A 24,201-nucleotide genomic window follows, 5' to 3' on the forward strand; every position below is an offset into this window, starting at 1 on the left:
GACTCGCATCGCTCGTTAAGCGCAGGTCTCCGTGAGTCGAAACGCGGTCGTCGTCGATCAGCAGTGACCGCGTTTCGACTCCTCGCTCCGCTCGTCGCTCAACGAGCGAGGTGGGTTTCGGCGTGTGAGGCTGGGCCGGCGCTCGTCGTTCACGGAGCGAGGAGGGGGTTTCGGCGTGTGAGGCCGGGCCGGCGCTCGTCGTTCAGGGAGCGAGGAGGGGGTTCGGCGTGTGAGGCCGGGCTGGCGTCCGTCGTTCAGGGAGCGAGGTGGGGTTCGGCATGTGAGGCCGGGCCGGCGTTTCGAGTCCGGGCTAGAGCTCGTCGAGCATCCGGCGCTGCTCGGGGGTGAGCCCGTCCTCGGCCTCGCGGCGGGCCTCCGGCGTCGTCTGCGTCGGTGCCGGAGGCGCAGCGGTCTCCGAGGTGCTCCGGCGTCCGCCGGTGACCCGGTCGTACACCTCGCCGGCTTTGCGGTGCAGGCTGTCGTCGATGCGGTCGTAGATCACCCAGCCGAGGAGTAGCAGCAGGGGCGGCAGCACGTACCCCCAGAAGAAGCCGGCGATGCTGACTCCGCTCAGCCACACGGTGAGCGCCCAGACGATGAGCTCGACGAGATAGACGAGCACGTACTGCACGGTCTTCTCGCCCGCCCTGGTGCGATCCGCGGCCGACTTCGCGGTCGCCCTGCGGAACAGCGAACGCAGCGCAGGTTTGATGAACAGGGCGCCGAGGGTGAGGATCACGGCCGCCCAGAGCGCGTTCCAGCCGACCGCGACCGTCGGCAGGAGCAGTCCGATGATGAGCAGGACAGCGACGTTGAAGACATAGAGCGCGCCGAAGCGGATGATGCCGTTCCTCATATGCTCAGGTTCGCATACTTCCGGTGCCGGCGGAACGGGGTGTGCCGCCGGGATGATGGCGCCGAGGCCCGTCGACCGATATCCTGACGCCGGATTCGCCGCGACCGGAGGGGGCGTCCATGGAGATCGCGCTGTTCATCCTGCAACTGCTCGTCGTTCTCGGGTGCATCGTCATGGGGACGCGCTCCAGCGGCGTCGGCCTCGGCCTGTGGGGCGGCGCAGGCGTGGCGATCCTCGTCTTCGTCTTCCAGCTCTCACCGGGATCGCCGCCGGTCGACGCGTTGCTCATCGTGCTGTCGGTCGTGCTCGCCGCCTCGATGATGCAGGTCGCGGGAGGCATCGACTGGATGGTCTCGGTCGCAGCCAGGCTCATCGCACGCAGTCCGAAGCAGATCACGCTCGTGGCCCCGCTGGTCTCCTTCCTCTTCGCCGCGGGTGCGGGGACGTCGAACATTCTCTATCCGCTTCTCCCCGTCATCCAGGACCTCTCCTACCGCAACGGCATCCGGCCGTCCCGTCCGCTGTCCCTCTCCGTGGTCGCGACCGGAGTCGCCCTCGCCTGCAGCCCGGTGTCGGCGGCCATGGCCGCCATGGTCACGCTCACCGATGTGCCGCCGTGGGACTTCGAGCTGATCGACATCCTCAAGGTGACGATCCCCGCCGCTGTGGTCGGCATCGTGCTCAGTTCGCTGGTGGTCAACCGCCTCGGCAAGGACCTCGCGGACGACCCGGAGGTGCAGGCGAAGATCGCCAGCGGAGAGCTGGCACCGCCGCGACAGGGGGCGGCGGAGGTGAAGGCCGACGTCACCGTGACCTCCGCCGGGCGCAACGCGGCGCTGATCTTCCTCACCGGTGTCCTCGCGATCGTGGTGTTCGGGCTGTTCAAGGGGATCCGCCCGTTGGACGCGGACGGAGACCCGGTCGGCATGACTCCCATCATCGAGATCATCATGTTCCTCGTGGGAACGGTGATCCTGATCGTGTCCCGGCCGAAGGTCGCCGAAGTCCCGGCGGCGACCGTGTTCCGCGCCGGAATGGTGTCCGCGATCGCCCTGTTCGGTCTCGCCTGGCTCACCGACACCTTCCTCGCGGCGCACGCGGACCTCATCTCGGAGAGCATCGGTGCGCTCGTCGGCGCCGCACCGTGGATCTTCGCTCTGGGCGTCTTCCTCGTGTGCGTGCTCACGACGAGCCAGTCGACCGCGACCAGGACGATCGTGCCGATCGGCCTTGCGGCGGGCATCCCGCTCGGCCTGCTCAGCGGCATGTGGGCCGGTGCGTTCGCGGGCATCTACCTGCTGCCGACCAACGGATCGCAGATCGCGGCGGCGAACTTCGACACCTCGGGGACGACGAAGCTGGGCACGAAGCTCGTCGACCATTCGTTCTTCCTGCCGACTCTGATCCTCGCCGTCACGACGATCGGAGCGGGTGCGCTGTTCGGCGCGCTGTGGGGAGGGTGAGCGGCGGGGTCGTTCAGGACACTCCGCGCTGTCGATAGAGATCCCAGGCGCGGCGGGATGCCGCAGCGACCTCGTCGACGTGCGCCGCGTCCTCGGAGATCCATTCCGTGCCCGGTCGGTGCAGCTCGGCCACGGCGGCGTCTCCGAGCAGGTACTCCCTCAGGAACTCCGCCTGGACCGCATCGAACCGACCTCCGGCCGCAGGGTCCTCCGCGGCGACGGCACGGAAGCGGGCGCCGGCCGCGAGGATCTCCTGGCTGCCGAGATACGGCTTGTTGAGCGCCACGTCAGCGGCCGAGTCGACGCGGAAGGCGGTGCGATGAGCCTCGGCGAGGGCGCGCAGGCGGGACGGGTCCATGGTCGGCGGGTCCGCGGGGTCCCGTTCCTCGCCGGCTTCGTCTCCGCGGTTCGACAGCGCCACGACCCGCGGCAGTCGATCCTTCTCGTCACGGGGGACGTCCACGGCGCCGTCCTTCGTCGTCGTGGTGTTCATCGTGTCGTGGAACGACAGGCGCGTGAATCGCCCGCCCCTGGTCCGTCGATCCTCGATGAAGCGCTCGGTCAGGTCGTCGCGGATGCGCTCGTAGACGCCCAGCCCGCGTTCGGCGACCTCGACGAACGTGTCGACGAGCGCCTTCAGCTCGGTGGGGGTCTCCGGAACTTCGAGAATCGGGAAGAAGGAGAAGGTCACGGGGCGGATCGCGTCAACGCCGGTCAGGTCGACGCGCTGCCAGGGGCCGGCAGCGCGCGTGCGCTCGATCGCCTCCCTCAGGTCTGCCGCGATGTCGGACGGCTTGGCGCGGTTGGGGTCGCGCACGAGGCGCGGATGGGGGTTGAGGACCGCGACCACCCGGGGGTCTGTCGAGGCCCAGCGCCGGACGATCGCATCGGTCGCGACGTCCGTGAAGTCGTACTGCAGTCGCCGTGTCAGCGCGGGGGAGAGGAAGCCCGCGATCTCCGCGGGGATCGCGGCGCCGGCGTGCGGGCAGGTGATGAGGACGTCCGCCTCGCGGATCGCGTCGTCGAGCGTGCGTCCGCCGGCGTCGGCGTAGACGACGATCTCGGACTCGGTGAACGTCTTGCCAGCGGGAAGGAGATCCAGAGCGGCCATGCGCTCATGCTAGCGACGCGAGATCCGGAACGAAGGGACTCAGGCGGCCGCGCCGTCCACAGAGCCCTCGATTCCGGTGATGCGGGCCTGTTCGTCGAAGCGGAAGGTCGCAGACGCGGACGCATCGCTGACGACCGCCCCGGAGAACGCCTCATCGGTCCATTCCAGGTTCCAGCCGGCCAGTCGCGCCGCGTCCCACACCGAGGAACGCGCGTCGGGCAGCGAGAGGGTCGAGAGCAGACGCGGAGCAGCGACGACGGCATCCGCGACGGTGAGCGCGTTCAGGGGTGCGTCGAGCAGGAAGACCGCTCGCGTCCCTCCGCCCACCGGTGCCGAATAGTAGGGAGAGCGGCCCGTGATCTCGACCGCGACCGAGCCGATCACGTGCGTCGCCTGGGCGATCCAGGCGTCGAGGTCGTCCCCGGCATCCTCCGGGAAGGGCAGCTCCGCCTCGGTGAGCTCGGCGATGCCGTACTGCTGGCCGTACTCGCGCAGCTGGGCGGCGACTCCCTGAGCGTCGCCCTGGGGGTGCGCCCAGGCCCACAGCAGGGAACGCGGGCCGGGGGCGAGGGTCGCGATCAGGTGCGGGCGGGTCACGAGCTGTCGGGACGGATCGTCGTTCGCCGTGAACGTCAGGGTGCCGGCGTTGAGATCGGCATCCCAGCGGTGCTCGCCGAGAGCGTCGGTAGCGCTGACGAGCGCGTCCTGGCGGAGGGCGGTGAACAGGGCGGCGCGGTCGGCGAGAGGCTGGAGTGCGGCGAAGCTCATGGCACCAGTCTGGCCTGGATGTCTATGAATCCGCCAGTTCCTCGGCCGCCGTCCGGGTCCGGCCCATCCGCCACACGCTCGGCACGACCAGGGTGGCGAGAGCGACGACCGCGTACACGACGGCGGATGCCACCAGCACGGTCGTCACGTCCGCATGCGTGATCAGCCAACCGTAGACGAGCGTGCCGATGGGGATCGCCACGAAACTGCCGAGCATGTCGTAGCTCGAGACGCGGGACAGCCGATCGACGGGGACGTTCTCCATCATGGCGACATTCCAGCCGGTGCTGAACACCTCCATGCCCGCCCCGGCGAGGAAGGCGGCGATCGCGAGCAGAACGGCTGCCGGATGCACACCGAGCATCGTGAGCGGGATGGCGAACGTCGCCATGCCGAGCATGCCGAAGCGCAGGGGGCGCTTCAGCGGCACCCACAGGAGCACGAGCGTCATGAGCAGCACGCCGACGCCCTCGGCGCTCACGACCCAGCCCCAGCCCGTGATGCCCAGGCGCTCGTCGTTCTTGGCGATGTAGGGGCCGGCGACGCTCCACGCGCCCACGTGGATCGCGTTCATGACCATGAAGGCGAGAACGATCGCCCAGAGCCAGGTCCGGCTCCAGAACTCGCTCCACCCGACGCGGAGGTCGCGGAACAGCGTCGCGCCGCCGGACGCGGCGGGCGGCGGCAGTCTGACCAGCGCGAGCACCGGGATCGCGACGATCCAGCCGAGCGCCTGGACGACCATGGCCCAGGCGGGCCCCGCCGTCGCCACGAGGACGCCGGCGACGACGGGCCCTCCGATCGTGACCGCCGAGCGGACGAAGGACAGCATCGCGTTGGCCTGCTGGAGATTCTCGGGCGTCGTGAGCTGCGGGATGATGCCCTGCATGGCGGGCATCACGAACGCCGTCGATGCCCCGTTGACCACGGAGAGGACCGCCAGCAGGGGGACGGTCGCGGTTCCGGAGAACAGCAGAGCCGCCATCGTGCCGACCGAGAGGATGTCGATCACGTAGCAGCCCTGGATGATGAGCGCCCGGGGCAGCCGGTCCGCGACGACGCCGCCGAACAGGATGAACACGATGTTGCTGACCGTGAAGGCCGTCAGCACGAATGACAGCGATCGGGCGTCGTTGTCGATCTCGAGCACCGCGAAAGCGAGGGCGATCGACGACATCGACCCGGTGGTCAGCGTGATCGCCCTCGCGATGAAGAACCAGCGGAAACCGCGGTCCTGCATGGCCGCGAGGCCGCGGATCACGACGTGCTCTTCAGAGACGGCATCCGCCCATCCTGTCACGCCGCGCAGCGGCGTGAACTCACCAGGTGGGACGCTCGCCCGTCAGGGCCCACGCCGCCTGGACGGCGGCGCCGAGAGCGACGTACTCACCGGGGGCGGGGACGACGACCGGTGCGTCGAAGACCTCCGCGGCGATGGAGGCGACAGCGGGACTCTGCGCCGCACCGCCGATCAGAAGCACGCGCTCGGCACGGACCCCCTGCGCCCGGATGGCGTCCAGACCGTAGGCCAGCCCGCCGAGGACGCCCTCGATCGCCGCGCGGGCGAGGTTCTCGCGCGTCGTCGACGCCAGCGTCATCCCGGACAGCGTCGCGGTGGCGTCCGGACGATTCGGCGTCCGCTCGCCCTCGAACCACGGCTGCAGGCGGAGCCCGTCCGCCCCGGGCTCGGCCGCCAGGGCGAGACGCGAGAACTCGTCGAGGTCCACGCCCAGCAGCGCCGCCGTCGCGTCGAAGACCCGGGCGGCGTTCAGCGTCGTCACGATCGGCAGCCGTCCGCCGGCCGCGTCCGCGAACCCGGCGACGGTCCCGGACGGATCCACGATCGGCGCATCCGTCACGGCGAATACGGTTCCGCTCGTGCCGATGGAAACGCCCACATCGCCTGAGCGCGCTCCCATGCCCAGTGCGGCCGCCGCGTTGTCGCCGGCGCCGGCGGAGACGAGGATGCCTCCCCGGCCGGCCACGTGCTCGCTCGGACCCAGCACCCGCGGGAGGACGATGTCCGTGACATCCCGGCGCAGCGCGAGCGCGAGCAGGTCGCGGTCGTACGCGTCGCGCACGGGGTCGAAGTATCCCGTCCCGCTGGCATCCGACCGGTCGGTGACGAGCTCGGACAGCACCGGCCCGAGCTCGGATTCGCCGGCGGGACCGTATCCGCGCAGACGCCAGGTCAGCCAGTCGTGAGGCAGCGCGACGGCCGCGACGCGCGCGGCGTTGTCCGGTTCGACGTCGGCGAGCCAGCGCAGCTTCGTCACCGTGAACGACGCGACGGGCACGAGACCGGTCCGGCGGGCGTACTCCTCGGCGCCGACCTCGGAGGTCAGAGCCGCCGCGGCATCCGCCGAGCGCGTGTCGTTCCAGAGCAGGGCGTCCCGGATGACCCGGCCGTCGGCATCGAGGGCGACGAGCCCGTGCTGCTGGCCGCCGACGCCGATCGCTGCGACGTCGGCGAGGCCGCCGGCCTCCGCCAGCGCGGTCTGCAGAGCCTCCCACCAGGCGGAGGGGGCGACCGACGTGCCGTCGGGATGCGACGCACGGCCGGTGCGCACGACGGCGCCCGTGCCGGTGTCGCGGACGACGACCTTGCAGCTCTGCGTCGACGAGTCGACGCCGGCGACCAGCGGCATGTCAGCGTGCCCCGAGCAGGTGCTCGGTGGCGAGCTGCTGCAGGCGCACGAATCCGAAGCCCTTGCCGCCGAGGTAGGCATCGGCGTCGAAGTCCTCGTAGGCCGAGCGGTCGGCGAGGAAGTCGTCGTAGCTCTCGCCCGGGTTCAGCGTCGGGGCCGACAGCTCGTCGACCTTCGCGGCGGCCAGGGCCTCCTGCACCTCGGGGTCGGCGCGGAACGCCGCGGCGCGCTCCTTGAGCAGCAGGTAGGTGCGCATGTTGGCCGCGGCCGAGTCCCATACGCCGTTCTCGTCCTCGGTGCGGCTCGGCTTGTAGTCGAAGTGCCGGGGACCCTCGTAGGCCGGGACGCCGCCGGGGCCGCCGTTCTCGAGAAGGTCCACGAGGGCGAACGCGTTGTGCAGGTCGCCGTGGCCGAACACCAGGTCCTGGTCGTACTTGATGCCCCGCTGGCCGTTCAGGTCGATGTGGAAGAGCTTGCCGTGGTACAGCGCCTGCGCGATGCCGGCGGCGAAGTTCAGCCCCGCCATCTGCTCGTGGCCGACCTCGGGGTTGAGTCCGACGAGCTCCGGGCGCTCGAGCGAGTCGATGAACGCGATCGCGTGGCCGAGGGTCGGAAGCAGGATGTCGCCGCGCGGCTCGTTGGGCTTGGGCTCGATCGCGAAGCGGATGTCGTAGCCCTTGTCGGTGACGTAGTCGCCCAGCAGGTTCACGGCCTCGCGGTAGCGCTCGAGCGCGGCCCGGATGTCCTTGGCGGAGTCGTACTCGGCGCCCTCGCGGCCGCCCCACATGACGAACGTCTTCGCGCCCAGCTCGGCGCCGAGGTCGAGCTGGCGGAACACCTTGCGCAGGGCGTAGCGGCGTACGTCGCGGTCGTTCGAGGTGAAGCCGCCGTCCTTGAACACGGGGGCGCTGAAGAGGTTCGTGGTGACCATCGGGACGACGAGACCGGTGTCGGCCAGGGCGCCCTTCAGGCGGTCGATCTGCGTCTGACGCTCGGCATCCGAGGAGCCGAAGGCGAACAGGTCGTCGTCGTGGAACGTCAGGCCGTACGCGCCGAGTTCGGCGAGCTTCTCGACGGCGTGCACCACGTCGAGCGCGGGGCGGGTCGGACCGCCGAACGGGTCGGTGCCGTTGTACCCGATCGTCCAGAGACCGAAGGAGAACTTGTCATCGCGGGTGGGGGTGAGGGACATGACGCATCGCTTTCAACATCGGTGGTGAATTGTTGTGAGCTAGAACATATCAACCCCGAGCCCGGAAGGCAACGCCTGGGGCGGCCCGTCCGCCGCCCTTCCGCGGATCAGGCGGCGAACGTCGCCGTGGAGCCGCGGACGATCAGCTCGGCGGGCATGCGGACGTGCTCCGGTTCGCCGCCGTCGAGCATCCCCAGCAGGATCCTGACGGCGGCAGCCCCCATGGCGGGGAGCGGCTGACGCACGGTGGTCAGCTGCGGCGCGTGTGACGAGGCCTCCGGGATGTCGTCGAACCCCACGACGGACAGGTCCTCGGGCACTCGCAGTCCCCGCTCGGACGCCACACGGATCATCTCGATCGCCGACAGGTCGTTGGCGGCGAAGACCGCCGTCGGCCGGTCGGCGACGTCGAGCAGTGCGTGGGCTCCCGCAGTCGCTCCCGCTGTGCGGTACCCGCCGTCGGCGACGAGAGCGGGGTCGAACGGGATTCCCGCGCCGGCCAGCGCTTCCCGGTATCCGCGCTCGCGCTGCTGCGCCGACTCGAGATCCGTGCGTCCGCGCAGATGCCCGATGCGACGGTGGCCGAGCGACAGGAGGTACTCGGTCGCCGCGCGAGCTCCGTCGAGATTGACGACGGACACGGTCGCGGGGCCGTCCGGACCCGTGTGCGGGTCGATCGCGACGATGGGCACGGATGCCCGCGTGGGAGCCGTGGTGGGGGTGACGAGGATCGCACCGTCGATCAGCGTGCCGCCCAGACGCGACAGCGAACGATGCTCCCAGCCGAGGTGGTCGCCCGCGGACACCGTCCCTGCGTAGGCGAGCACGTCGTACGGGGTGTCCTGCAGGGCGGTGGACACGCCGCGCAGCAGTTCCAGGGCGAACGGCTCGAACTCGGCGACGAGGACGCCGATGACGTTCGTGCGCCCGCGCCGCATGGAGGTCGCGACCAGCGAGCTCTCGTACCCGAGCTCGGCCACGACGCCGAGGACGTGTTCGAGCGTCGCGGCGGACACGCCGTCGCGGCCGTTGATCGCCTTCGAGACGGTCGCCACGGAGACTCCCGCCGTGCGTGCGACGTCGGTGATGGTCGGCCGTCGGTTCATATCGCCAGCATAACGAAGAGAAAACGATATCGATAACGATTGACATCGCCGTGTCCCGAGTGTCAGAGTGGGCGCACAACCCATTGGTGTGGCTGGCAACAAATAGACGTCGCCCGGCTGCACGAACTCGATGAAGAGGAGACACAGCATGAAGATGCGCAGGACATGGGCCGCCGGTGCGGCCGTCGCGGCGCTGGGAATGCTCGGGCTGACGGCGTGCACGGGCGGCGGTGGTGAACAGGCCGACGGCGGCGAGACCACCCTCACGATGTGGCACAACTCGACCACCGGTGACGGCAAGCAGTACTGGGCGGACGCGGCGGCGGCCTTCCACGAGGAGAACCCCGACGTCACGATCGAGGTCACCTCGATCCAGAACGAGGACATGGACGGCAAGCTCCAGACCGCCGTCAACTCCGGGGACATGCCGGACATCTTCATGGCCCGAGGCGGAGGCAAGCTCGCCGACATCGTCAGCGCCGGCAAGGTCAAGGACCTCACCGACCTCGTCGACGAGGACGTCAAGACGGCCTTCGGCGACGCCCCGTTCGCGGCCTTCACCGTGGACGGCAAGATCTACGGCGTGCCGAGCGCCGTGCTGCCCGGCGGCATCTTCTACAGCAAGGACCTGTTCGAGGCGGCGGGGATCACCGAGGAGCCGACCACGATCGACGAGCTGGCCGACGCCGTCGACAAGCTCAAGGCGTCCGGCGTCGCGCCGATCGCCCTCGGCGCGAAGGACGCCTGGCCCGCGGCGCACTGGTACTACTTCTTCGCGCTGCGCGCGTGCGGCCAGGAGGTCGTGCAGAACCTCGTCACCGACCCCGACTTCACCGACCAGTGCTGGCTGGATGCCGCCGAGAACCTCGACGAGTTCGCCTCGATCGAGCCGTTCAACGAGGGCTTCCTCACCACGTCCGCCCAGCAGGGCGCGAACTCGTCGGCCGGGCTCGTGGCCAACCACAAGGCGGCCATGGAGCTGATGGGCGCCTGGGACGTGGGCGTCATCGCGAGCCTGACCCCGGACCAGGAGCCGCTGGCGGACCTCGGCTGGTTCCCGTTCCCCGAAGTGGACGGCGGCGACGGCGCACCCGGCGCGATGATGGGCGGCGTCGACGGATACTCCTGCTCGGCGGACTCTCCCGCGGCCTGCGAGGAGTTCCTCAACTTCGTCTCCTCGACCGAGTGGCAGGAGAAGTACGCCGAGGCGTTCCAGACCATCCCGGCGTCCCAGGACGCCAAGGGGGCCGTCACCGACCCGTCGCTGATCCCGCTGCTCGAGGCGTACGGCAACGCGCCCTACGTGTCGCTGTGGCTGGACACCGCGCTCGGACAGAACGTCGGCAACGCTCTGAACACCGGGGTCGTCGAGATGCTGGCGGGTCAGGGCGACCCGCAGAAGCTCGTCGACGGCATCGCGAACGCGGCGGCGAGGGGCTGATCCGCCGATGACCGATTCTCAGGCGCTGATGGACACGCCGGCGCCTGCGAAGAGCACCCGTGCCGGGACCGACGAGGTCCCGGCACGGCGATCCCCGCGGCCTGACTGGCGCAAGCGCGGCGAGATCGCGCTCCTCGCGGGCCCCGCCCTGGTGGTCTTCCTCGGCTTCGTCATCGTCCCTGTGCTGATGGCCGGCTTCTACGGCTTCTTCCGGTGGAACGGCTTCGGCTGGCCGACCGAGTTCGTCGGGCTCGACAACTACGTGCTCATGCTGCAGGACGACACGTTCCGCCAGGCAGTGCTGCACAACTTCATCATCGTGGTCCTTTCGCTCGTGATGCAGGGACCGATCGCGATCCTGTTCGCGCTGCTGCTGAACCAGAGGATCCGCGGGCGATCGGTGATCCGCGTGCTGATCTTCGCTCCCTACGTGATCGCCGAGGTCGTGGTCGGCACGGGGTGGAGCCTGATGCTCCAGGATGCCGGGGCGCTGAACTCGCTCCTCGAGAAGGTCGGCCTCGGTGCGTTCCAGCAGTCCTGGATCGCGGACCCGTCCATCGCGATGTGGTCGCTGATGGTCATCATCACCTGGAAGTACATCGGCTTCGCCGTGATCCTCATGCTCGCCGGCATGCAGTCGATCCCCGAGGAACTGTACGAGGCCGCGGCGATCGACGGCGCCGGATTCTGGCGCGCGCAGTGGAGCATCACGCTGCCGCTGCTCGGTCCGACGATCCGGATCTGGGCGTTCCTGTCGATCATCGGCTCACTCCAGCTGTTCGATCTCGTGAACATCATCTGGGGGCAGTACATCGCCGCCACCGCCGGAACGTCGACCATGGCCACGTACATGTACCAGAACGGCCACCTGGCCGGGAACTACGGCTTCGGCAACGCGGTCGCCGTGATGCTGTTCCTCGTCTCGCTCGTGGTCGCGCTCATCTATCAGCGGTTCGTGCTGCGGCGCGACACCGAGGGTGCGCTGACCGGAGACAGCCGAAAGGGGCGCAGGCGATGACCGACGCACTCAAGACCTCCGTGGCGATCCAGGCGGTCGGCTCCCGCCGCAGGCGGGCCGAATCGGGAGTGCGCTGGGGGAGCCCCGGCGTGTACCTGCTCGCCCTCGTGCTCATCACGATCTGCGTGACGCCCCTGTTGTACATCATCGTCGGCGGGTTCCGGACGAACTCCCAGATCACGAACGACCCGTCCGCCTGGCCAGACCCGTGGGAGATCGCGAACTACACGGACGTGCTCGCCAGCAGCGAGTTCTGGACTGCGATGCTGAACTCCACGCTCTCCGCCGTCGGCACGACGCTGGGAGCGGTCGTCCTGGGCGTCATGGCGAGCTATGTGATCGCGCGCTACGACTTCTCGGGCAAGGCGGTGATGTACTCGCTGTTCGCCGCCGGGCTGATGTTCCCGGTGACCGTCGCGATCACACCGCTGTACCTGATGATCCGCAACCTCGGTCTCGTCAACAGCCTGGGCGGCATCATCCTGCCGCAGATCGCCTTCGCGCTGCCGACCACGATCATCATCCTGGTCCCGTTCCTGCGCGCGATCCCGCGCGAGCTGGAGGAGGCCGCCTCGATCGACGGCGCGTCGCGACTCGGCTTCTTCTGGCGGATGGTGATCCCGCTGAGCCTGCCGGGTGTCATCACCGTCGGCATCCTCGCGTTCATCGGCGCCTGGAACGGCTACATGCTGCCGCTGTTCATCCTGAACGATCCGGCGCTGTTCACCCTGCCGCTCGGCGTGCAGAACTTCGCCTCGCAGTACTCCGTCGACACGGCCAGGGTGCTGGCGTACACATCGCTGTCGATGCTGCCGGCGCTGATCTTCTTCAGCATGTTCGAGCGGCGCATCGTGGGCGGGCTGACCGGCGCGGTCAAGGGCTGAGACAGGACGAGGGACAGATGGAGAACGAGATGACGGCCGACGTACCCGCATTCCCGACGGCGTCCGATCGCGTGTCGGACCTGCTCGCGCGCATGACGCTCGAGGAGAAGGCCGCACAGCTGGTCGGCTACTGGCTCGACCAGGGCGGCGAGGTCGTCGCCCCGATGCAGGACGAGATGGCACGCGGCGCGGCCCCCGGCGCACTGGCCGAGATCACGCGCGACGGCATCGGCCACTACACGAGGGTGTACGGCACCCGGCCGGTGGATGCCGCGCAGCGCGCGCAGTGGCTCTGGGCGGAGCAGCGTCGGCTGAAGGGTGAGACGCGTCTCGGCATCCCCGCCCTCGTCCACGAGGAGTGCCTGACGGGTCTGGCGGCGTGGAAGGCGGCGACGTTCCCGACGCCGCTCGCGTGGGGCGCCGCCTTCGATCCGGACCTCGTGACGGAGATGGCGGGACTGATCGGGGAGTCCATGCGGGGCCTCGGCATCCACCAGGGCCTCGCGCCCGTGCTCGATGTCGTGCGGGATCCGCGATGGGGACGCGTCGACGAGTGCATCGGCGAGGATCCCTACCTCGTGGGGACGGTGGGGACCGCGTTCGTGCGCGGGCTGCAGTCCTCCGGAGTCCACGCCACGCTGAAGCACTTCCTCGGGTACTCCGGGTCCGCCGCGGGCCGCAATCACGCTCCGGTGTCGGCAGGACCCCGGGAGGTGGCCGACGTGTTCCTCCCGCCGTTCGAGATGGCGATCCGGGACGGCGGCGTGCACGGCGTCATGAACAGCTACGCCGAGATCGACGGGGTGCCGGTGGCGGCGGACCCGGATCTGCTGACGGGGCTGCTCCGCGAACGTCTGGGATTCGACGGAGTCGTGGTCGCGGACTACTTCGCCGTGGCCTTCCTCGAGGTCATGCACGCCGTCGCCGCGGACCGGGGCGAGGCGGCGGCGCTCGCGCTGACGGCGGGCATCGACGTCGAACTGCCCTCCGGCGACGCCTTCCTCGCGCCGCTCGTCGATAAGGTGCGTACGGGGGCGCTCGACGAGCGCTACCTCGACCGCGCGGTGATCCGCGTGCTCACCCAGAAGGAGCAGCTCGGGCTGCTCGATCCGGCGGCCTTCGAGGACGAGGCGCCGGCGATCGTCGACCTCGACACTCCGCGTCACCGCGCGGTCGCGCGCCGGCTCGCGGCGGAGTCGCTCGTGCTGCTGTCGAACGACGGCGTGCTCCCGCTGGCTCGCAGCGCCCGCCGGATCGCGCTGATCGGTCCCAATGCCGACCGCGCGGATGCGCTGCAGGGCTGCTATTCGTTCGCCAATCACGTGCTGGCTCATCATCCCGGCACGGAGATCGGGTTCGAGATCCCCACGGTGCACGACGCTCTCCGGCGCGCGCTGCCCGACGCGGACATCGTCCCCGTGCGCGGGGCCGAGGTCGAGGGCGATGACCGTTCCGGCTTCGATGACGCGGCGCGGGCCGCGGCGTCCGCCGACGTGGCCGTCGTGGTGGTCGGCGACCAGGCGGGGCTCTTCGGGCGGGGCACCGTGGGGGAGGGAAACGACGTGGACTCCCTCGAACTCCCCGGCGTCCAGCGCGAGCTCGTGGAGCGCGTCGCCGCCACGGGCACGCCGGTCGTCCTCGTCCTCGTCACCGGGCGGCCCTACGCGATCTCCTGGGCGCTCGACGGCGACGGGGCGCGTCCTGCGGCCGTGCTGCAGGCGTTCTTCCCCGGCGAGGAGGGCGGCACGGCGATCGCCGACGTGCTGACCGGGGCGGTCACTCCGTCGGGGCGGATGCCGCTGAGCCTGCCGCGCTCCGCCGGGGCCCAGCCGTACGGCTACCGGCATCCCCTCCTGGGCGGGCCGAGCGCCGTGACGGCCGCCGACCCGACGCCGCTTCGCCCCTTCGGATTCGGGCTGAGCTACACGACGTTCGCCTACGAGGACGTCGTGGTCTCCGAGGATGCGGCGACCGACGGTGCGTTCACGGCCGCCGTCACCGTGGTGAACACGGGGGAGCGGGACGGGGCGGAGGTCGTCCAGCTCTACGGACGGGATGTCGTGGCATCCGTGACGCGCCCTGTCGCGCAGCTGCTCGCCTATGCGCGGGTGGAGCTGGCGGCCGGGGAACGCCGCAGGGTGTGCTTCGACGTTCCGGCCGCGCGCTTCGCCTTCACGGATCGGCGGATGCGGCGCGTCGTCGAGCCGGGAGACGTCCTGGTCTGGGTCGCCTCCCATGCCGAGGCGTCCGCCGACGAGGATCACGAGGATGCGACCGGCGGAGCGATCTCGAACGAGCGGACGCGGGCCCGGCGGCGTCTTCCGGGCACGGCGACGCCGCCGCACACGGTGCGGCTGGCGGGCGGCGTGCGCGAGGTCGGTCCGGACGACGCGAGGATCGCAGCCGTACGCGTGGAGGAGCCCGGCATGGCGGCCGCTCATCGATAGCCTGGGCGGATGAACGAACGAGCGACGACGGTCGAGGGCGTACGCCGGACGAATCTCGGCGAGGTGCTGCGGCTGGTGCACCATCGCGGTGCGCGTTCGCGAGCCGCGCTCACCGCCGACACGGGGCTGAACCGCTCGACCGTCGCCGACCTCGTCGCCGAGCTCGCCTCGCGCGGTCTGGTCGTCGAGCAGGAGCCGGATGCGACCCGACGGGTCGGACGGCCCTCCCCGATCGTCGCCCCGAGTCCGGACGTGGTCGCGATCGCGGTGAACCCCGAGGTCGACGCGATCGAGCTCGGGGCGATCTCGCTCGGCGGCGGCGTGCGCGAGCGGACTCGCGTCGCGTTCTCGCAGTCACCGCAGCCCGAGGTCGTCGTCGACGCCGTCGCGCGGTTCGTACGGGAGTGGCGCGCGCGGTTCCCGGACGCGCGCATCATCGGCGTCGGACTCGCCGTGCCGGGCCTGGTGCGTGCCGAGGACGGCATCGTGCGCCTCGCGCCGCACCTCGACTGGCGCGACGAGCCGATCGCGGACCGGCTCGCCTCGACGCTCGATCTGCCCGTGTCCGTCGGCAACGACGCCTCTCTCGGAGCGCGGGCAGAGCGGCTCTTCGGAGCGGCGCGCGAGCACCGCGACGTCGTCTATCTCAACGGCGGCGCGAGCGGCATCGGCGGCGGTCTCATCCTCGACGGACGGCTGATCTCCGGGGCCGGGGGCTACGCGGGCGAATGGGGCCAGACCAGGCCGGGCATCCTCTCCGACGCCGACCGCCGCACGGACGGCGGCGTCCTCGAGGACGAGGTGAACAGAGCGCGGCTGCTGCAGGCCGCTCGGCTCGGGGCCGTCGACGACGCAGCCCTCGCCGCCGTGCTGGCCGCGACGAACGATGCGGGCGTCGTCGCGGAGATCGGCCGGCAGCGGCGCATCCTCACCGCGACACTCGCCAACGCCGTCAACGTGCTCAACCCCTCGGTCGTCGTCCTGGGGGGCTTCCTCGCGATGCTGCGGGATCGGGACCCGGAGGGGTTCGACGCGGACGTGCGCGCGGGGGCGCTGCAGGCACCCGCTGAACAGGTCGAATTGCGCGCGGCGGCCCTGGGGGCGGACCGCCTCCTGATCGGCGCTGCCGAGGCCGCGTTCGCTCCGCTGCTCGCGGACCCTCTGGCGGCCCGCTGACGCGCGCGCTCTCCGTTCGTCGAGCGCCCCTCATCTCGTTCGTTGAGCGAGCGGTTGTCCGGATCCCTCCCTCCGTTCGTTGAGCGAGCGGAGCGAGTCGAAACGCGGTTGATGCCGAACGGCAACCCTCCGCTTCGTCTCGCTCGCCTCCACCGTCCTCGCTCAGCCGGGAGTGCGTGCGAACCGCTCCGCGAGGGCTTCCGAGCTCCGCGCGAGCATCGCGACGTCCGCGCCCACGGCGACGAAGTCCGCGCCCTGTGCGATGTAGGCGTCGGCGGCGGCCGGGTCGAACGCGTTCACCCCGACGGCCGTGCCGGTGGCCGTCACCGCCGTGAACGTGCGCGTCACGGCATCCACCACCTCGGGGTGCGTCTGCTGGCCGAGGTGCCCCAGAGATGCCGCGAGATCCGACGGTCCGACGAAGACGGCGTCGACCCCGTCGACCGCGGCGATCTCGGCCGCGTGCTCGACTCCGGCCGCCGTCTCGATCTGCACGATGAGCGACAGGTGCGAGGCGGCGTCCTGGAGATAGCCGTCCACACGGTTCCAGCGCGCGCTGCGCGACAGGGCGCTCCCGACACCGCGGATCCCGTGCGGCGGGTACCGCATCGCCGCGACCGCGGCTTCGGCTTCCGCGGCCGACGACACCATCGGAACGATGATGTTCTGCGCGCCGAGGTCGAGCACCTGCTTGATGATCACCGGGTCGTTCCACGGCACGCGCACGAGCGGGGCGACGCCGTAGGCGGCGACGGCCTGCAGCTGGTGCAGCACGGACTCGAGCGAGTTCGCGGAGTGCTCCATGTCGATGAGGAGCCAGTCGACCCCGGACCCTGCGGCGATCTCGGCGATGACCGGGCTGCCCGAGCACACCCACATGCCGATCTGCGGCCGATCGGCGGACGCGAGGCGCTCGCGGAAGGACGGGGCTAGAGGAAGCGGCATTCGATCGTTCCCATCTCGCGGTAGTCGCACACGACGGTGTCGCCCTTCGACACCCACATCGGACGCGTGAACGATCCTGCCAGGATGATCTCTCCCGCCTCCAGACGCGCGCCGTGCTGGTGGAACTTGTTCGCCAGCCACGCCACCCCTGTCGCCGGGTGGCCGAGGACGCCGGCGGCGACGCCGGTCTCCTCGATCTCGCCGTTGCGACTCAGGACTCCCGGCACCCAGCGCAGATCGATCTCGTCGGGTCTCCGGTGAACGTCACCGAGCACCATCGCGCCGTAGGCGGCGTTGTCGCTGATCGTGTCGACGATCGTGCGCCCTTCCAGCTCGATGTGCGAGTTCAGCACTTCGAGGGCGGGCACGGCGTAGTCGATCGCCGCCACGGCGTCCTCGAGCGTGCAGTCCGGCCCCTCGAGCGGGCGCGCGAGCACGAACGCCAGCTCGACCTCGACGCGCACGTTCGAGAATTCGTCGAACGCGATCTCGGCTCCTGATGCGTGCACCGTGTCGTCGAACATCACGCCGTAGTCCGGCTCGGTGATCCCCGTGGCCTGCTGCATCGCCTTCGAGGTCAGTCCGATCTTGCGACCGACCAGACGTCGCCCCGCGGCGATCTGGGCGTCGCGCCAGACTCCCTGGATCGCGTAGGAATCCTCGATCGTCGCCTCGGGGAAGCGCGCCGTGATGCGCGGGATCACCCCGTGCGTCCGGTGGGCCTCGGCGAGCTCGGCGGCGATCTCGGCGATCTGCGTCGGAGTCAGCATCCGTCGCCCCTCACAGCTGGTGTCCGAGCTTGTACTCGCCCTGCTTCCATTCGGGCATCGACTCCTCGCCCTCGCGGGAGCGGGTGTAGCTGAATCCGTCAGCGCCGATCGTCACGGCCATCTCGCTGCTGTCCGTGCGGGCGCGCACCGGCTGAGGGTCGCCGTCGAGATCGAGCACGAGCGAGGCATCCGTGTACCAGGACGGAACGACCGGATTGCCCCACCAGTCGCGGCGCTGGTTGTCGTGCACGTCCCAGGTGACGACGGGATTGTCCGGGTCGCCGGTGTAGTAGTCCTGCGTGTACACCTCGACGCGATGGCCGTCGGGATCGCGCAGATACAGGTAGAACGCGTTGCTCACGCCGTGCCGGCCGGGTCCGCGCTCGATCGCGTCGGAGCGGCGGAGCGCACCGAGCTTGTCGCAGATCGCGAGGATGTTGTGCTTCTCGTGCGTGGCGAAGCACACGTGGTGCATGCGCGGCCCGTCGCCTCCGGTCATGGCGGTGTCGTGCACGGTGGGCTTGCGACGCATCCACGCGGCGTACACCGTGCCCTCCTCGTCCTGGATGTCCTCCGTGACGCGGAAGCCGAGGTCCTGCATGAACTTCACGGCGCGCGGGACGTCCGGGGTGACCTGATTGAAGTGGTCCAGACGCACGAGCTCGCCGGGGACGTGCAGGTCGTATCGCCAGGACATCCGCTCCTGGTGCTCGGTCTGGTGGAAGAACTCGTAGGGGAAGCCCAGCGGATCGACCACGCGCACCGAGTCGCCGATGCCCTTCACGAAGCCGTCGGGGTTGCGGCGCACGTCGCAGCCGAGCTCGGTGTAGAAGTCCACGGCGCGGTCGAGGTCCGCGGGCTCGCGCACGCGGTACGAGAACACGGCGACGGCGGCCACCGGCCCCTTGCGCAGCACGAGGTTGTGGTGGATGAACTCCTCGGTGGAGCGCAGGTAGATCGCCTCGTCGTCCTCCTCGGTCACATACAGCCCCAGGATGTCGACGTAGAAAGTGCGGGAGGCCGCGAGATCGGTCACGACGAGCTCCATGTAGGCGCAGCGCAGCACGTCCGGGGGAGTGCTGGTCGGCGTCGGGGTCGGGTCGTCGGTCTGGATCGGCGCCTCCTGGCTCACGTAGAAGCCAGAGGAGGTCAGCGTCATGTCTTCGCGATTGGTCATGTCAGCGTCCTTGCCGGTACTGGGTTCAGTTCTTGCCGAACGTGGGATTGTGGACCGCACCCAGCGTGATGTGCACGGCCTGCTGATCGGTGTAGAAGTCGATCGAACGGTATCCGCCCTCGTGGCCCAGTCCGGAGGCCTTCACCCCGCCGAAGGGCGTGCGCAGGTCGCGCACGTTGTTGCTGTTCAGCCACACCATGCCGGCCTCGACGGAGCCGGCGAAGTTGTGGGCGCGCTTGAGATCGTTGGTCCAGATGTAGGCGGCCAGGCCGTACTTCACGCCGTTCGCGAGCGTCAGCGCCTCCTCGTCCGAGTCGAACGGAGTGATCGCGACGACGGGACCGAAGATCTCCTCCTGGAAGATCCGGGCTTCGGGGGCCACGTCGGCGAACACCGTGGGGGCGACGAAGTTGCCGGTGTCGAACCCGTCGGGGCGACCGCCTCCGGCGACGAGCCTCCCCTCCGTCTTGCCGATCTCGACGTACGACATGACCTTGTCGTAGTGCTCCGGGTGCACGAGTGCGCCGACCTCGGTCGCCGGGTCGTGCGGATAGCCGACCTTCACGCGCTTCGCCTGCGCCGCGTAGCGCTCGACGAACTCGTCGTAGACGCTGCGCTCCACGAGGATGCGGCTGCCGGCCGTGCAGCGCTCGCCGTTGAGGGAGAACACCCCGAAGATCGTGGCGTCGATCGCGGCATCCAGATCCGCGTCGGCGAAGACGACGGCCGGGGACTTGCCGCCCAGCTCCATCGACAGGCCCTTCAGGTGCGGTGCGGCGTTGCCGAAGATGATCTGCCCCGTGCGGCTCTCACCCGTGAAGGAGATGAGCGGGACGTCCGGATGCTTCACGAGGGCGTCCCCGGCATCCTCTCCGAGCCCGTTCACGAGGTTGAAGACGCCCTGCGGGAGCCCCGCCTCCTCGAAGATCCCGGCCCACAACGAGGCCGACAGCGGCGTGAACTCGGCGGGCTTGAGGACGACCGTGTTGCCGGTCGCGAGCGCGGGGCCGAGCTTCCACGACTCCAGCATGAACGGCGTGTTCCACGGCGTGATGAGGCCCGCGACGCCGATCGGCTTGCGGTTGACGTAGTTGATCTGGCGGCCGGGGACCTTGAACGTGTCGTCGGACTGGGCGACGATGAGGTCCGCGAAGAAGCGGAAGTTCTCGGCGGCGCGGCGGGCCTGACCGAGGGCCTGGGCGATCGGAAGGCCCGAGTCGAAGCTCTCCAGCTCTGCGAGGCGCTGATCGCGTGACTCGACGATGTCGGCGATGCGGTGCAGGACGCGGCTGCGCTCGCGGGGGAGCATGCGCGGCCAGGGGCCGTCGTCGAACGCGCGCTTGGCGGCAGCGACGGCGAGATCGATGTCGGCCTTCCCTCCGGCCGCAGCGGTCGTGTAGGTCTCGTTCGTCACGGGATCCAGCACGTCGAAGGTGCTGCCGTCGACCGAGTCGGCGAACGCGCCGTCGATGTAGTGCCGGATGCGGTCGGGGAGGTCTGCGGGGATGCGGGAGCCGGTCATGTCTTCTCCTGGTGTGTTCAGAGGATGTGCATTCCGACGGCCTCGTCGGGATGCTCGTGGTCGAGGTAGGCGTCCAGCGTCGCGGCGTGATGCCGGCGGGCGGCGTGCTCGATCTCGTTCAGCGCGGCGCCGCGTTCGATGAGCGCGACGATCTCCTCGTGCTCGCGCACGGATTCGTGGGCGCGGCCGGGGACGAAGCTGAATGTGGAGTCGCGCAGGCGGCTCAGCCGCGCCCACTCAGCCGTGACGAGCTCATGCAGGCGGGGATTGGGGCACGGGGCGATGAGCGTCGCGTGGAAGCGGTGGTTCAGCGCGGTGAACGCGGAGGGATCGAAGTGGTCCAGGGTCTGGATCATCTCGTCGTTGATGGCGCGCGCGGCGCGCAGGTCCTCGACGGTGAGCGCGGGGGCGGCGAGGGCGGTCGCGGTGCCCTCCAGGATGCTGAGGGCCTCCATGCTGTGCCGGTACTGCGCGTCGTCGACCATGGCGACGCGCGCGCCGACGTTGTGCTCGAACTCGACGAGCCCCTCGGCCTCGAGCTGGCGGATCGCCTCGCGGACGGGGACCACGCTCATGTCGAGCTCGCCCGCGATCGCACCGAGCACCAGGCGATAGCCGGGCGTGTAGGTCTGCGCCGCGATGCGCTCCTTGATCCAGTGGTACGCACGCTGCGACTTGCTGAGGGTCTTCGTCATGATCGGCCCTTGTCGGTCTCGTAGCGGGCGCGCCAGTGCGCGTTCATCGGGAACAGTCCGTCCACGGCGTGACCGGCGGCGACCTGCTCGGCGATCCAGGCGTCCTCGTCCTCCTGCGCCAGGGCCGCGTCGGCGACCTCCTCGGCGATTCCGGGCGGGATGACGAGCACGCCGTCTCCGTCGCCGACGATGATGTCTCCGGGAAGGACGGTCGCTCCGCCGCACGCGATCGCGACGTCGGACTCCCACGGCACATGCCTGCGGCCGAGCACGGACGGATGCGCTCCCTGCGAGAACACCGGCAGGCCGATCTCGGCGACCGCGTCGAAGTCGCGGACGCCCCCGTCGGTGACGACACCGGCCGCGCCGCGCGTCCTGGCGCGCAGCGCGAGGATGTCCCCGAGTGTGCCGGTGGCGGCGTCGCCGCGGGCCTCGATGACGATGACCTCGCCCTCGCCGACGGCGTCGAAGACGCGCTTCTGCGCGTTGTACCCGCCGCCGTGCGAGGCGAACAGGTCCTCACGGAAGGGCACGAAGCGCAGCGTCCGCGCGGTGCCGACGATCTTCGCCCCCGCGATGTTCGCCGAGACCCCGTCGATGAAGCAGGCGGTGATGCCGCGCCCCCGCAGCTGGCTGGACAGCCCGGCGGTGGGGGCGGCTTCCAGTTTCTCCCGCAGCGCAGCGCTGATCGTCGTGCCGGTTGCCGGTGCCCCCTCGCCCGACGGGCCCGGCGCGGGCGTTCCCCACGCCTCCGCGCGCTGCAGGTCGTCGACGGCGGGAAGCGAACCCAGTGCCGGATCGAAGGGCACGTCTCCCTGAACCACCGTCGTCGTCAGCCGTCCGGTTGTGAGCTCACCGGCATCCACTTCGACCTCGACCACGTCTCCGGGGACGATGACCGACGAACCGGCCGGTGTGCCGGTGAGGATCACGTCTCCGGTCTCCAGCGTGAAGTGCTGGGAGAGGTCGGCGACGAGCTGGGGGAGCGGGAAGATCAGGCCGGCGGTCGTGTCGTCCTGGCGGAGCTCGCCGTTGACCCAGGCGCGCACACGCAGGGAGCCGGGATCGACCGCGCGAGCGTCGATGAGTCCGGGGCCGAGCGGCGTGTACCCGTCGCCGCCCTTGGAGCGGACGTTGGAGCCCTTGTCGTTCGCGCGCAGGTCGTACAGTCCCAGATCGTTCGCGGCGGTCACCGATGCGACGTGGGACCAGGCGTCCTCGAGGCGCACCCGGCGGGCCGGTGCCCCGATGATCAGCGCGATCTCGCTCTCGAAGGCGAGCAGCTCGGTGCCGGCTGGTCGTTCGACGACGCCGCCGGATGCCGCGACGGAGCTGGCGGGCTTGAAGAAGTAGGAGGGGTGGGCGGGCCGGCGTCCGCGCTGCGCGGCACGGGAGGCATAGCTGAGGTGGATCGCGATGATCTTGCCCGGTCGGGCGATCGGGTCGGTCACGGGTGCGCCTCCTTGCGTCGTGCTGCCGCTTGTGCGGAATATTCGAAATCGTATATCATCGCCGCATCGGGTGGCAAGCATCGTTCCCGCCCCCGAAGACAGCGACGTCGTCCAAGGAGCATCAATGACTGATCACCCCGGCTTCACGCCGACCGGCACCATCGCCACCGCCGCCGACCGGCGGCGCGTCGTCTTCGCGACGGTGGTCGGTACCACCGTCGAGTGGTACGACTTCTTCATCTACGCGTCGGCCGCGGGGCTCGTCTTCGCGCAGCTCTTCTTCGCCCCGGCGGGTGAGGGGTTCGCGCAGATCCTCGCCTTCATCACCGTCGGCATCAGCTTCCTGTTCCGTCCGCTCGGCGCGTTCCTGGCCGGCCACCTCGGCGACAAGTACGGCCGGCGACTGGTGCTCATGCTGACCCTGATCCTGATGGGCGTCGCGACCACCCTGGTGGGTCTTCTGCCGACGTTCGAGATGATCGGCATGGCCGCGCCCGTCCTGCTGATCCTGCTGCGCATCCTTCAGGGCATCTCGGCCGGCGGCGAGTGGGGCGGCGCGGTGCTGATGGCCGTCGAGCACGCCCCGCGGGCCCGGCGAGGGATCTTCGGCGCTTCCCCGCAGATGGGCGTTCCGCTCGGCCTCCTGCTCGCCTCGGCGGTGCTGGCGATCGTCGCCCTTCCCGGGCAGGAGTGGTTCCTGGCGTGGGGCTGGCGCATCCCGTTCCTGCTCAGCGTCGTCCTGATCCTGATCGGCTACTACGTGCGGCGCCGTGTCGAGGAGAGCCCGGTCTTCACGGAGCTGGCCGAGCGCAAGGAGCAGACCCGGATGCCCATCGTGCAGCTGTTCCGCAAGCACACGCCGCTGGTGATCATCACGGCCCTCGTCTTCGCGGGCAACAACGCGGTCGGCTACATGACGACGGGTGGCTACGTGCAGCGGTACGCGACCGATCCGGCCGGTCCGGTCGGGCTGCAGACCTCTGACGTGTTGTGGGCGGTGACCGTCTCGGCGGTGTCCTGGCTCCTGTTCACGGCGGTGGGCGGCTGGATGGCCGATCGGCTCGGACGACGCAACACGTACATCGTGGGCTGGATCCTGCAGCTCGTCGGCGTCGTCGCCCTCTTCCCGCTGGTGAACACGGGCAACGTCGTGATGCTCGGCCTCGGGCTCGTCATCCTCACGATCGGCCTCGGGCTGACCTACGGCCCGCAGGCGGCGCTGTACACCGAGCTGTTCCCGGCATCCATCCGCTTCTCCGGCGTCTCGATCTCGTACGCGGTCGGCGCGATCGCGGGCGGCGCGTTCGCCCCGACGATCGCGCAGTGGATCGTCCAGGTGACCGGGTCCACCGCCGGGGTGACCTGGTACCTCGCCGGTATGACCCTGATCGGCCTCGCCGCCACTCTGCTGCTGCGCGACCGCAGCGGCATCCCGCTCGGTCCTGACCACGAGCAGGAGCAGGCGGTCAGCCCGATCTACGGCCTCGCCAAGGCCTGAACCGTTTCCCGGGGCGGATGCTGCGGCATCCGC

20 protein-coding genes are annotated in these 24,201 nt (G+C 70.0%); 7 read left to right on the forward strand and 13 right to left on the reverse strand.

The annotated features are described in order from the left end of the window. Positions 1 to 310: 310 nt before the first annotated feature. Complete coding sequence (locus AC3RXZ_RS07850; RefSeq protein ID WP_491493658.1) at positions 311 to 856, reverse strand: hypothetical protein; 546 nt, start codon at positions 854 to 856, stop codon at positions 311 to 313. Between the two features lie 119 nt (positions 857 to 975). Between AC3RXZ_RS07850 and AC3RXZ_RS07855 the strand changes: the two genes are divergently transcribed. After that, positions 976 to 2,319, forward strand: a complete 1,344-nt coding sequence (locus AC3RXZ_RS07855; RefSeq protein ID WP_243230736.1) for an anaerobic C4-dicarboxylate transporter — start codon at positions 976 to 978, stop codon at positions 2,317 to 2,319. Positions 2,320 to 2,332: 13 nt separating this feature from the next. Here the strand turns inward: AC3RXZ_RS07855 and AC3RXZ_RS07860 are convergent, their stop codons facing one another. The 6 genes from AC3RXZ_RS07860 to AC3RXZ_RS07885 all read right to left on the reverse strand — a co-directional run bounded on the left by AC3RXZ_RS07860 (position 2,333) and on the right by AC3RXZ_RS07885 (position 9,144). Beyond that, positions 2,333 to 3,430: an N-formylglutamate amidohydrolase gene (locus tag AC3RXZ_RS07860; protein ID WP_491493659.1), complete on the reverse strand. Its 1,098-nt coding sequence runs from the start codon at positions 3,428 to 3,430 to the stop codon at positions 2,333 to 2,335. Between the two features lie 39 nt (positions 3,431 to 3,469). After that, positions 3,470 to 4,198: a DUF6882 domain-containing protein gene (locus tag AC3RXZ_RS07865; protein ID WP_491493660.1), complete on the reverse strand. Its 729-nt coding sequence runs from the start codon at positions 4,196 to 4,198 to the stop codon at positions 3,470 to 3,472. Positions 4,199 to 4,220: 22 nt separating this feature from the next. Beyond that, a complete protein-coding gene (locus tag AC3RXZ_RS07870) occupies positions 4,221 to 5,459 on the reverse strand; it encodes an MFS transporter (protein ID WP_491493661.1) in 1,239 nt (412 codons plus the stop codon). A gap of 58 nt (positions 5,460 to 5,517) precedes the next feature. Continuing rightward, on the reverse strand, positions 5,518 to 6,846 hold the full coding sequence (gene xylB, locus AC3RXZ_RS07875; RefSeq protein WP_491493662.1) for a xylulokinase: 1,329 nt from the start codon (positions 6,844 to 6,846) through the stop codon (positions 5,518 to 5,520). A 1-nt stretch (position 6,847) separates the two neighbouring features. Beyond that, on the reverse strand, positions 6,848 to 8,038 hold the full coding sequence (gene xylA / locus AC3RXZ_RS07880; protein ID WP_491493663.1) for a xylose isomerase: 1,191 nt from the start codon (positions 8,036 to 8,038) through the stop codon (positions 6,848 to 6,850). Between the two features lie 107 nt (positions 8,039 to 8,145). Next, on the reverse strand, positions 8,146 to 9,144 hold the full coding sequence (locus AC3RXZ_RS07885) for a LacI family DNA-binding transcriptional regulator (protein WP_243230747.1): 999 nt from the start codon (positions 9,142 to 9,144) through the stop codon (positions 8,146 to 8,148). A 148-nt stretch (positions 9,145 to 9,292) separates the two neighbouring features. Here AC3RXZ_RS07885 and AC3RXZ_RS07890 point away from each other — a divergent pair, with 148 nt between their 5' ends. The 5 genes from AC3RXZ_RS07890 to AC3RXZ_RS07910 are packed head-to-tail and all read left to right on the forward strand — an operon-like array spanning position 9,293 to position 16,110. Continuing rightward, the gene (locus tag AC3RXZ_RS07890; RefSeq protein WP_491493664.1) at positions 9,293 to 10,585 is read left to right on the forward strand and encodes an extracellular solute-binding protein; all 1,293 of its coding nucleotides are present in this window, start codon (positions 9,293 to 9,295) and stop codon (positions 10,583 to 10,585) included. A gap of 28 nt (positions 10,586 to 10,613) precedes the next feature. After that, complete coding sequence (locus tag AC3RXZ_RS07895; protein WP_491493813.1) at positions 10,614 to 11,603, forward strand: carbohydrate ABC transporter permease; 990 nt, start codon at positions 10,614 to 10,616, stop codon at positions 11,601 to 11,603. Further along, complete coding sequence (locus AC3RXZ_RS07900; protein ID WP_243230750.1) at positions 11,600 to 12,487, forward strand: carbohydrate ABC transporter permease; 888 nt, start codon at positions 11,600 to 11,602, stop codon at positions 12,485 to 12,487. The genes AC3RXZ_RS07895 and AC3RXZ_RS07900 overlap by 4 nt, the downstream gene beginning before the upstream one ends. Before the next feature lie 17 nt (positions 12,488 to 12,504). Beyond that, positions 12,505 to 14,934, forward strand: coding sequence for a beta-xylosidase/alpha-l-arabinosidase (locus tag AC3RXZ_RS07905; protein ID WP_491493665.1), 2,430 nt, complete (start codon positions 12,505 to 12,507; stop codon positions 14,932 to 14,934). A 9-nt stretch (positions 14,935 to 14,943) separates the two neighbouring features. Beyond that, complete coding sequence (locus AC3RXZ_RS07910; RefSeq protein WP_491493666.1) at positions 14,944 to 16,110, forward strand: ROK family transcriptional regulator; 1,167 nt, start codon at positions 14,944 to 14,946, stop codon at positions 16,108 to 16,110. Between the two features lie 162 nt (positions 16,111 to 16,272). On the opposite strand, the gene AC3RXZ_RS07915 is transcribed toward AC3RXZ_RS07910, so the two are convergent. The 6 genes from AC3RXZ_RS07915 to AC3RXZ_RS07940 are packed head-to-tail and all read right to left on the reverse strand — an operon-like array spanning position 16,273 to position 22,670. After that, a complete protein-coding gene (locus tag AC3RXZ_RS07915) occupies positions 16,273 to 17,055 on the reverse strand; it encodes an HpcH/HpaI aldolase family protein (protein WP_491493667.1) in 783 nt (260 codons plus the stop codon). Next, positions 17,040 to 17,825 (reverse strand): 2-keto-4-pentenoate hydratase, encoded by a 786-nt coding sequence (locus tag AC3RXZ_RS07920; RefSeq protein WP_491493668.1) that lies wholly within the window; start codon positions 17,823 to 17,825, stop codon positions 17,040 to 17,042. The genes AC3RXZ_RS07915 and AC3RXZ_RS07920 overlap by 16 nt, the downstream gene beginning before the upstream one ends. 10 nt (positions 17,826 to 17,835) lie before the next feature. After that, complete coding sequence (gene hpaD / locus AC3RXZ_RS07925; protein ID WP_243230761.1) at positions 17,836 to 19,002, reverse strand: 3,4-dihydroxyphenylacetate 2,3-dioxygenase; 1,167 nt, start codon at positions 19,000 to 19,002, stop codon at positions 17,836 to 17,838. Between the two features lie 25 nt (positions 19,003 to 19,027). Then, on the reverse strand, positions 19,028 to 20,524 hold the full coding sequence (hpaE, locus tag AC3RXZ_RS07930; protein ID WP_243230763.1) for a 5-carboxymethyl-2-hydroxymuconate semialdehyde dehydrogenase: 1,497 nt from the start codon (positions 20,522 to 20,524) through the stop codon (positions 19,028 to 19,030). 17 nt (positions 20,525 to 20,541) lie between these two features. After that, positions 20,542 to 21,219 carry a GntR family transcriptional regulator gene (locus AC3RXZ_RS07935; RefSeq protein ID WP_243230764.1) on the reverse strand — a complete coding sequence of 226 codons (678 nt, stop codon included), beginning with the start codon at positions 21,217 to 21,219 and terminating at the stop codon, positions 20,542 to 20,544. Continuing rightward, positions 21,216 to 22,670, reverse strand: a complete 1,455-nt coding sequence (locus AC3RXZ_RS07940; protein WP_491493669.1) for a fumarylacetoacetate hydrolase family protein — start codon at positions 22,668 to 22,670, stop codon at positions 21,216 to 21,218. The genes AC3RXZ_RS07935 and AC3RXZ_RS07940 overlap by 4 nt, the downstream gene beginning before the upstream one ends. A 124-nt stretch (positions 22,671 to 22,794) precedes the next feature. On the opposite strand from AC3RXZ_RS07940, the gene AC3RXZ_RS07945 reads away from it, so the two are divergent. Further along, positions 22,795 to 24,168, forward strand: a complete 1,374-nt coding sequence (locus AC3RXZ_RS07945) for an MFS transporter (protein WP_491493670.1) — start codon at positions 22,795 to 22,797, stop codon at positions 24,166 to 24,168. Positions 24,169 to 24,201: the final 33 nt, after the last annotated feature.

The organism is Microbacterium cucumeris (assembly GCF_058349845.2).

Excerpts from the sequence above, each read along its gene's own strand:
- AC3RXZ_RS07855 (WP_243230736.1), top strand. The coding sequence starts at position 976 with ATGGAGATCGCGCTGTTCATCCTGCAACTGCTCGTCGTTCTCGGGTGC.
- AC3RXZ_RS07945 (WP_491493670.1), top strand. The coding sequence starts at position 22,795 with ATGACTGATCACCCCGGCTTCACGCCGACCGGCACCATCGCCACCGCC.
- hpaD (WP_243230761.1), bottom strand. The coding sequence starts at position 19,002 with ATGACCAATCGCGAAGACATGACGCTGACCTCCTCTGGCTTCTACGTG.
- AC3RXZ_RS07920 (WP_491493668.1), bottom strand. The coding sequence starts at position 17,825 with ATGCTGACTCCGACGCAGATCGCCGAGATCGCCGCCGAGCTCGCCGAG.
- AC3RXZ_RS07890 (WP_491493664.1), top strand. The coding sequence starts at position 9,293 with ATGAAGATGCGCAGGACATGGGCCGCCGGTGCGGCCGTCGCGGCGCTG.
- AC3RXZ_RS07850 (WP_491493658.1), bottom strand. The coding sequence starts at position 856 with ATGAGGAACGGCATCATCCGCTTCGGCGCGCTCTATGTCTTCAACGTC.
- xylB (WP_491493662.1), bottom strand. The coding sequence starts at position 6,846 with ATGCCGCTGGTCGCCGGCGTCGACTCGTCGACGCAGAGCTGCAAGGTC.
- AC3RXZ_RS07915 (WP_491493667.1), bottom strand. The coding sequence starts at position 17,055 with ATGCCGCTTCCTCTAGCCCCGTCCTTCCGCGAGCGCCTCGCGTCCGCC.
- hpaE (WP_243230763.1), bottom strand. The coding sequence starts at position 20,524 with ATGACCGGCTCCCGCATCCCCGCAGACCTCCCCGACCGCATCCGGCAC.
- AC3RXZ_RS07885 (WP_243230747.1), bottom strand. The coding sequence starts at position 9,144 with ATGAACCGACGGCCGACCATCACCGACGTCGCACGCACGGCGGGAGTC.
- AC3RXZ_RS07865 (WP_491493660.1), bottom strand. The coding sequence starts at position 4,198 with ATGAGCTTCGCCGCACTCCAGCCTCTCGCCGACCGCGCCGCCCTGTTC.
- AC3RXZ_RS07905 (WP_491493665.1), top strand. The coding sequence starts at position 12,505 with ATGGAGAACGAGATGACGGCCGACGTACCCGCATTCCCGACGGCGTCC.
- xylA (WP_491493663.1), bottom strand. The coding sequence starts at position 8,038 with ATGTCCCTCACCCCCACCCGCGATGACAAGTTCTCCTTCGGTCTCTGG.
- AC3RXZ_RS07860 (WP_491493659.1), bottom strand. The coding sequence starts at position 3,430 with ATGGCCGCTCTGGATCTCCTTCCCGCTGGCAAGACGTTCACCGAGTCC.
- AC3RXZ_RS07900 (WP_243230750.1), top strand. The coding sequence starts at position 11,600 with ATGACCGACGCACTCAAGACCTCCGTGGCGATCCAGGCGGTCGGCTCC.
- AC3RXZ_RS07910 (WP_491493666.1), top strand. The coding sequence starts at position 14,944 with ATGAACGAACGAGCGACGACGGTCGAGGGCGTACGCCGGACGAATCTC.
- AC3RXZ_RS07895 (WP_491493813.1), top strand. The coding sequence starts at position 10,614 with ATGGACACGCCGGCGCCTGCGAAGAGCACCCGTGCCGGGACCGACGAG.
- AC3RXZ_RS07935 (WP_243230764.1), bottom strand. The coding sequence starts at position 21,219 with ATGACGAAGACCCTCAGCAAGTCGCAGCGTGCGTACCACTGGATCAAG.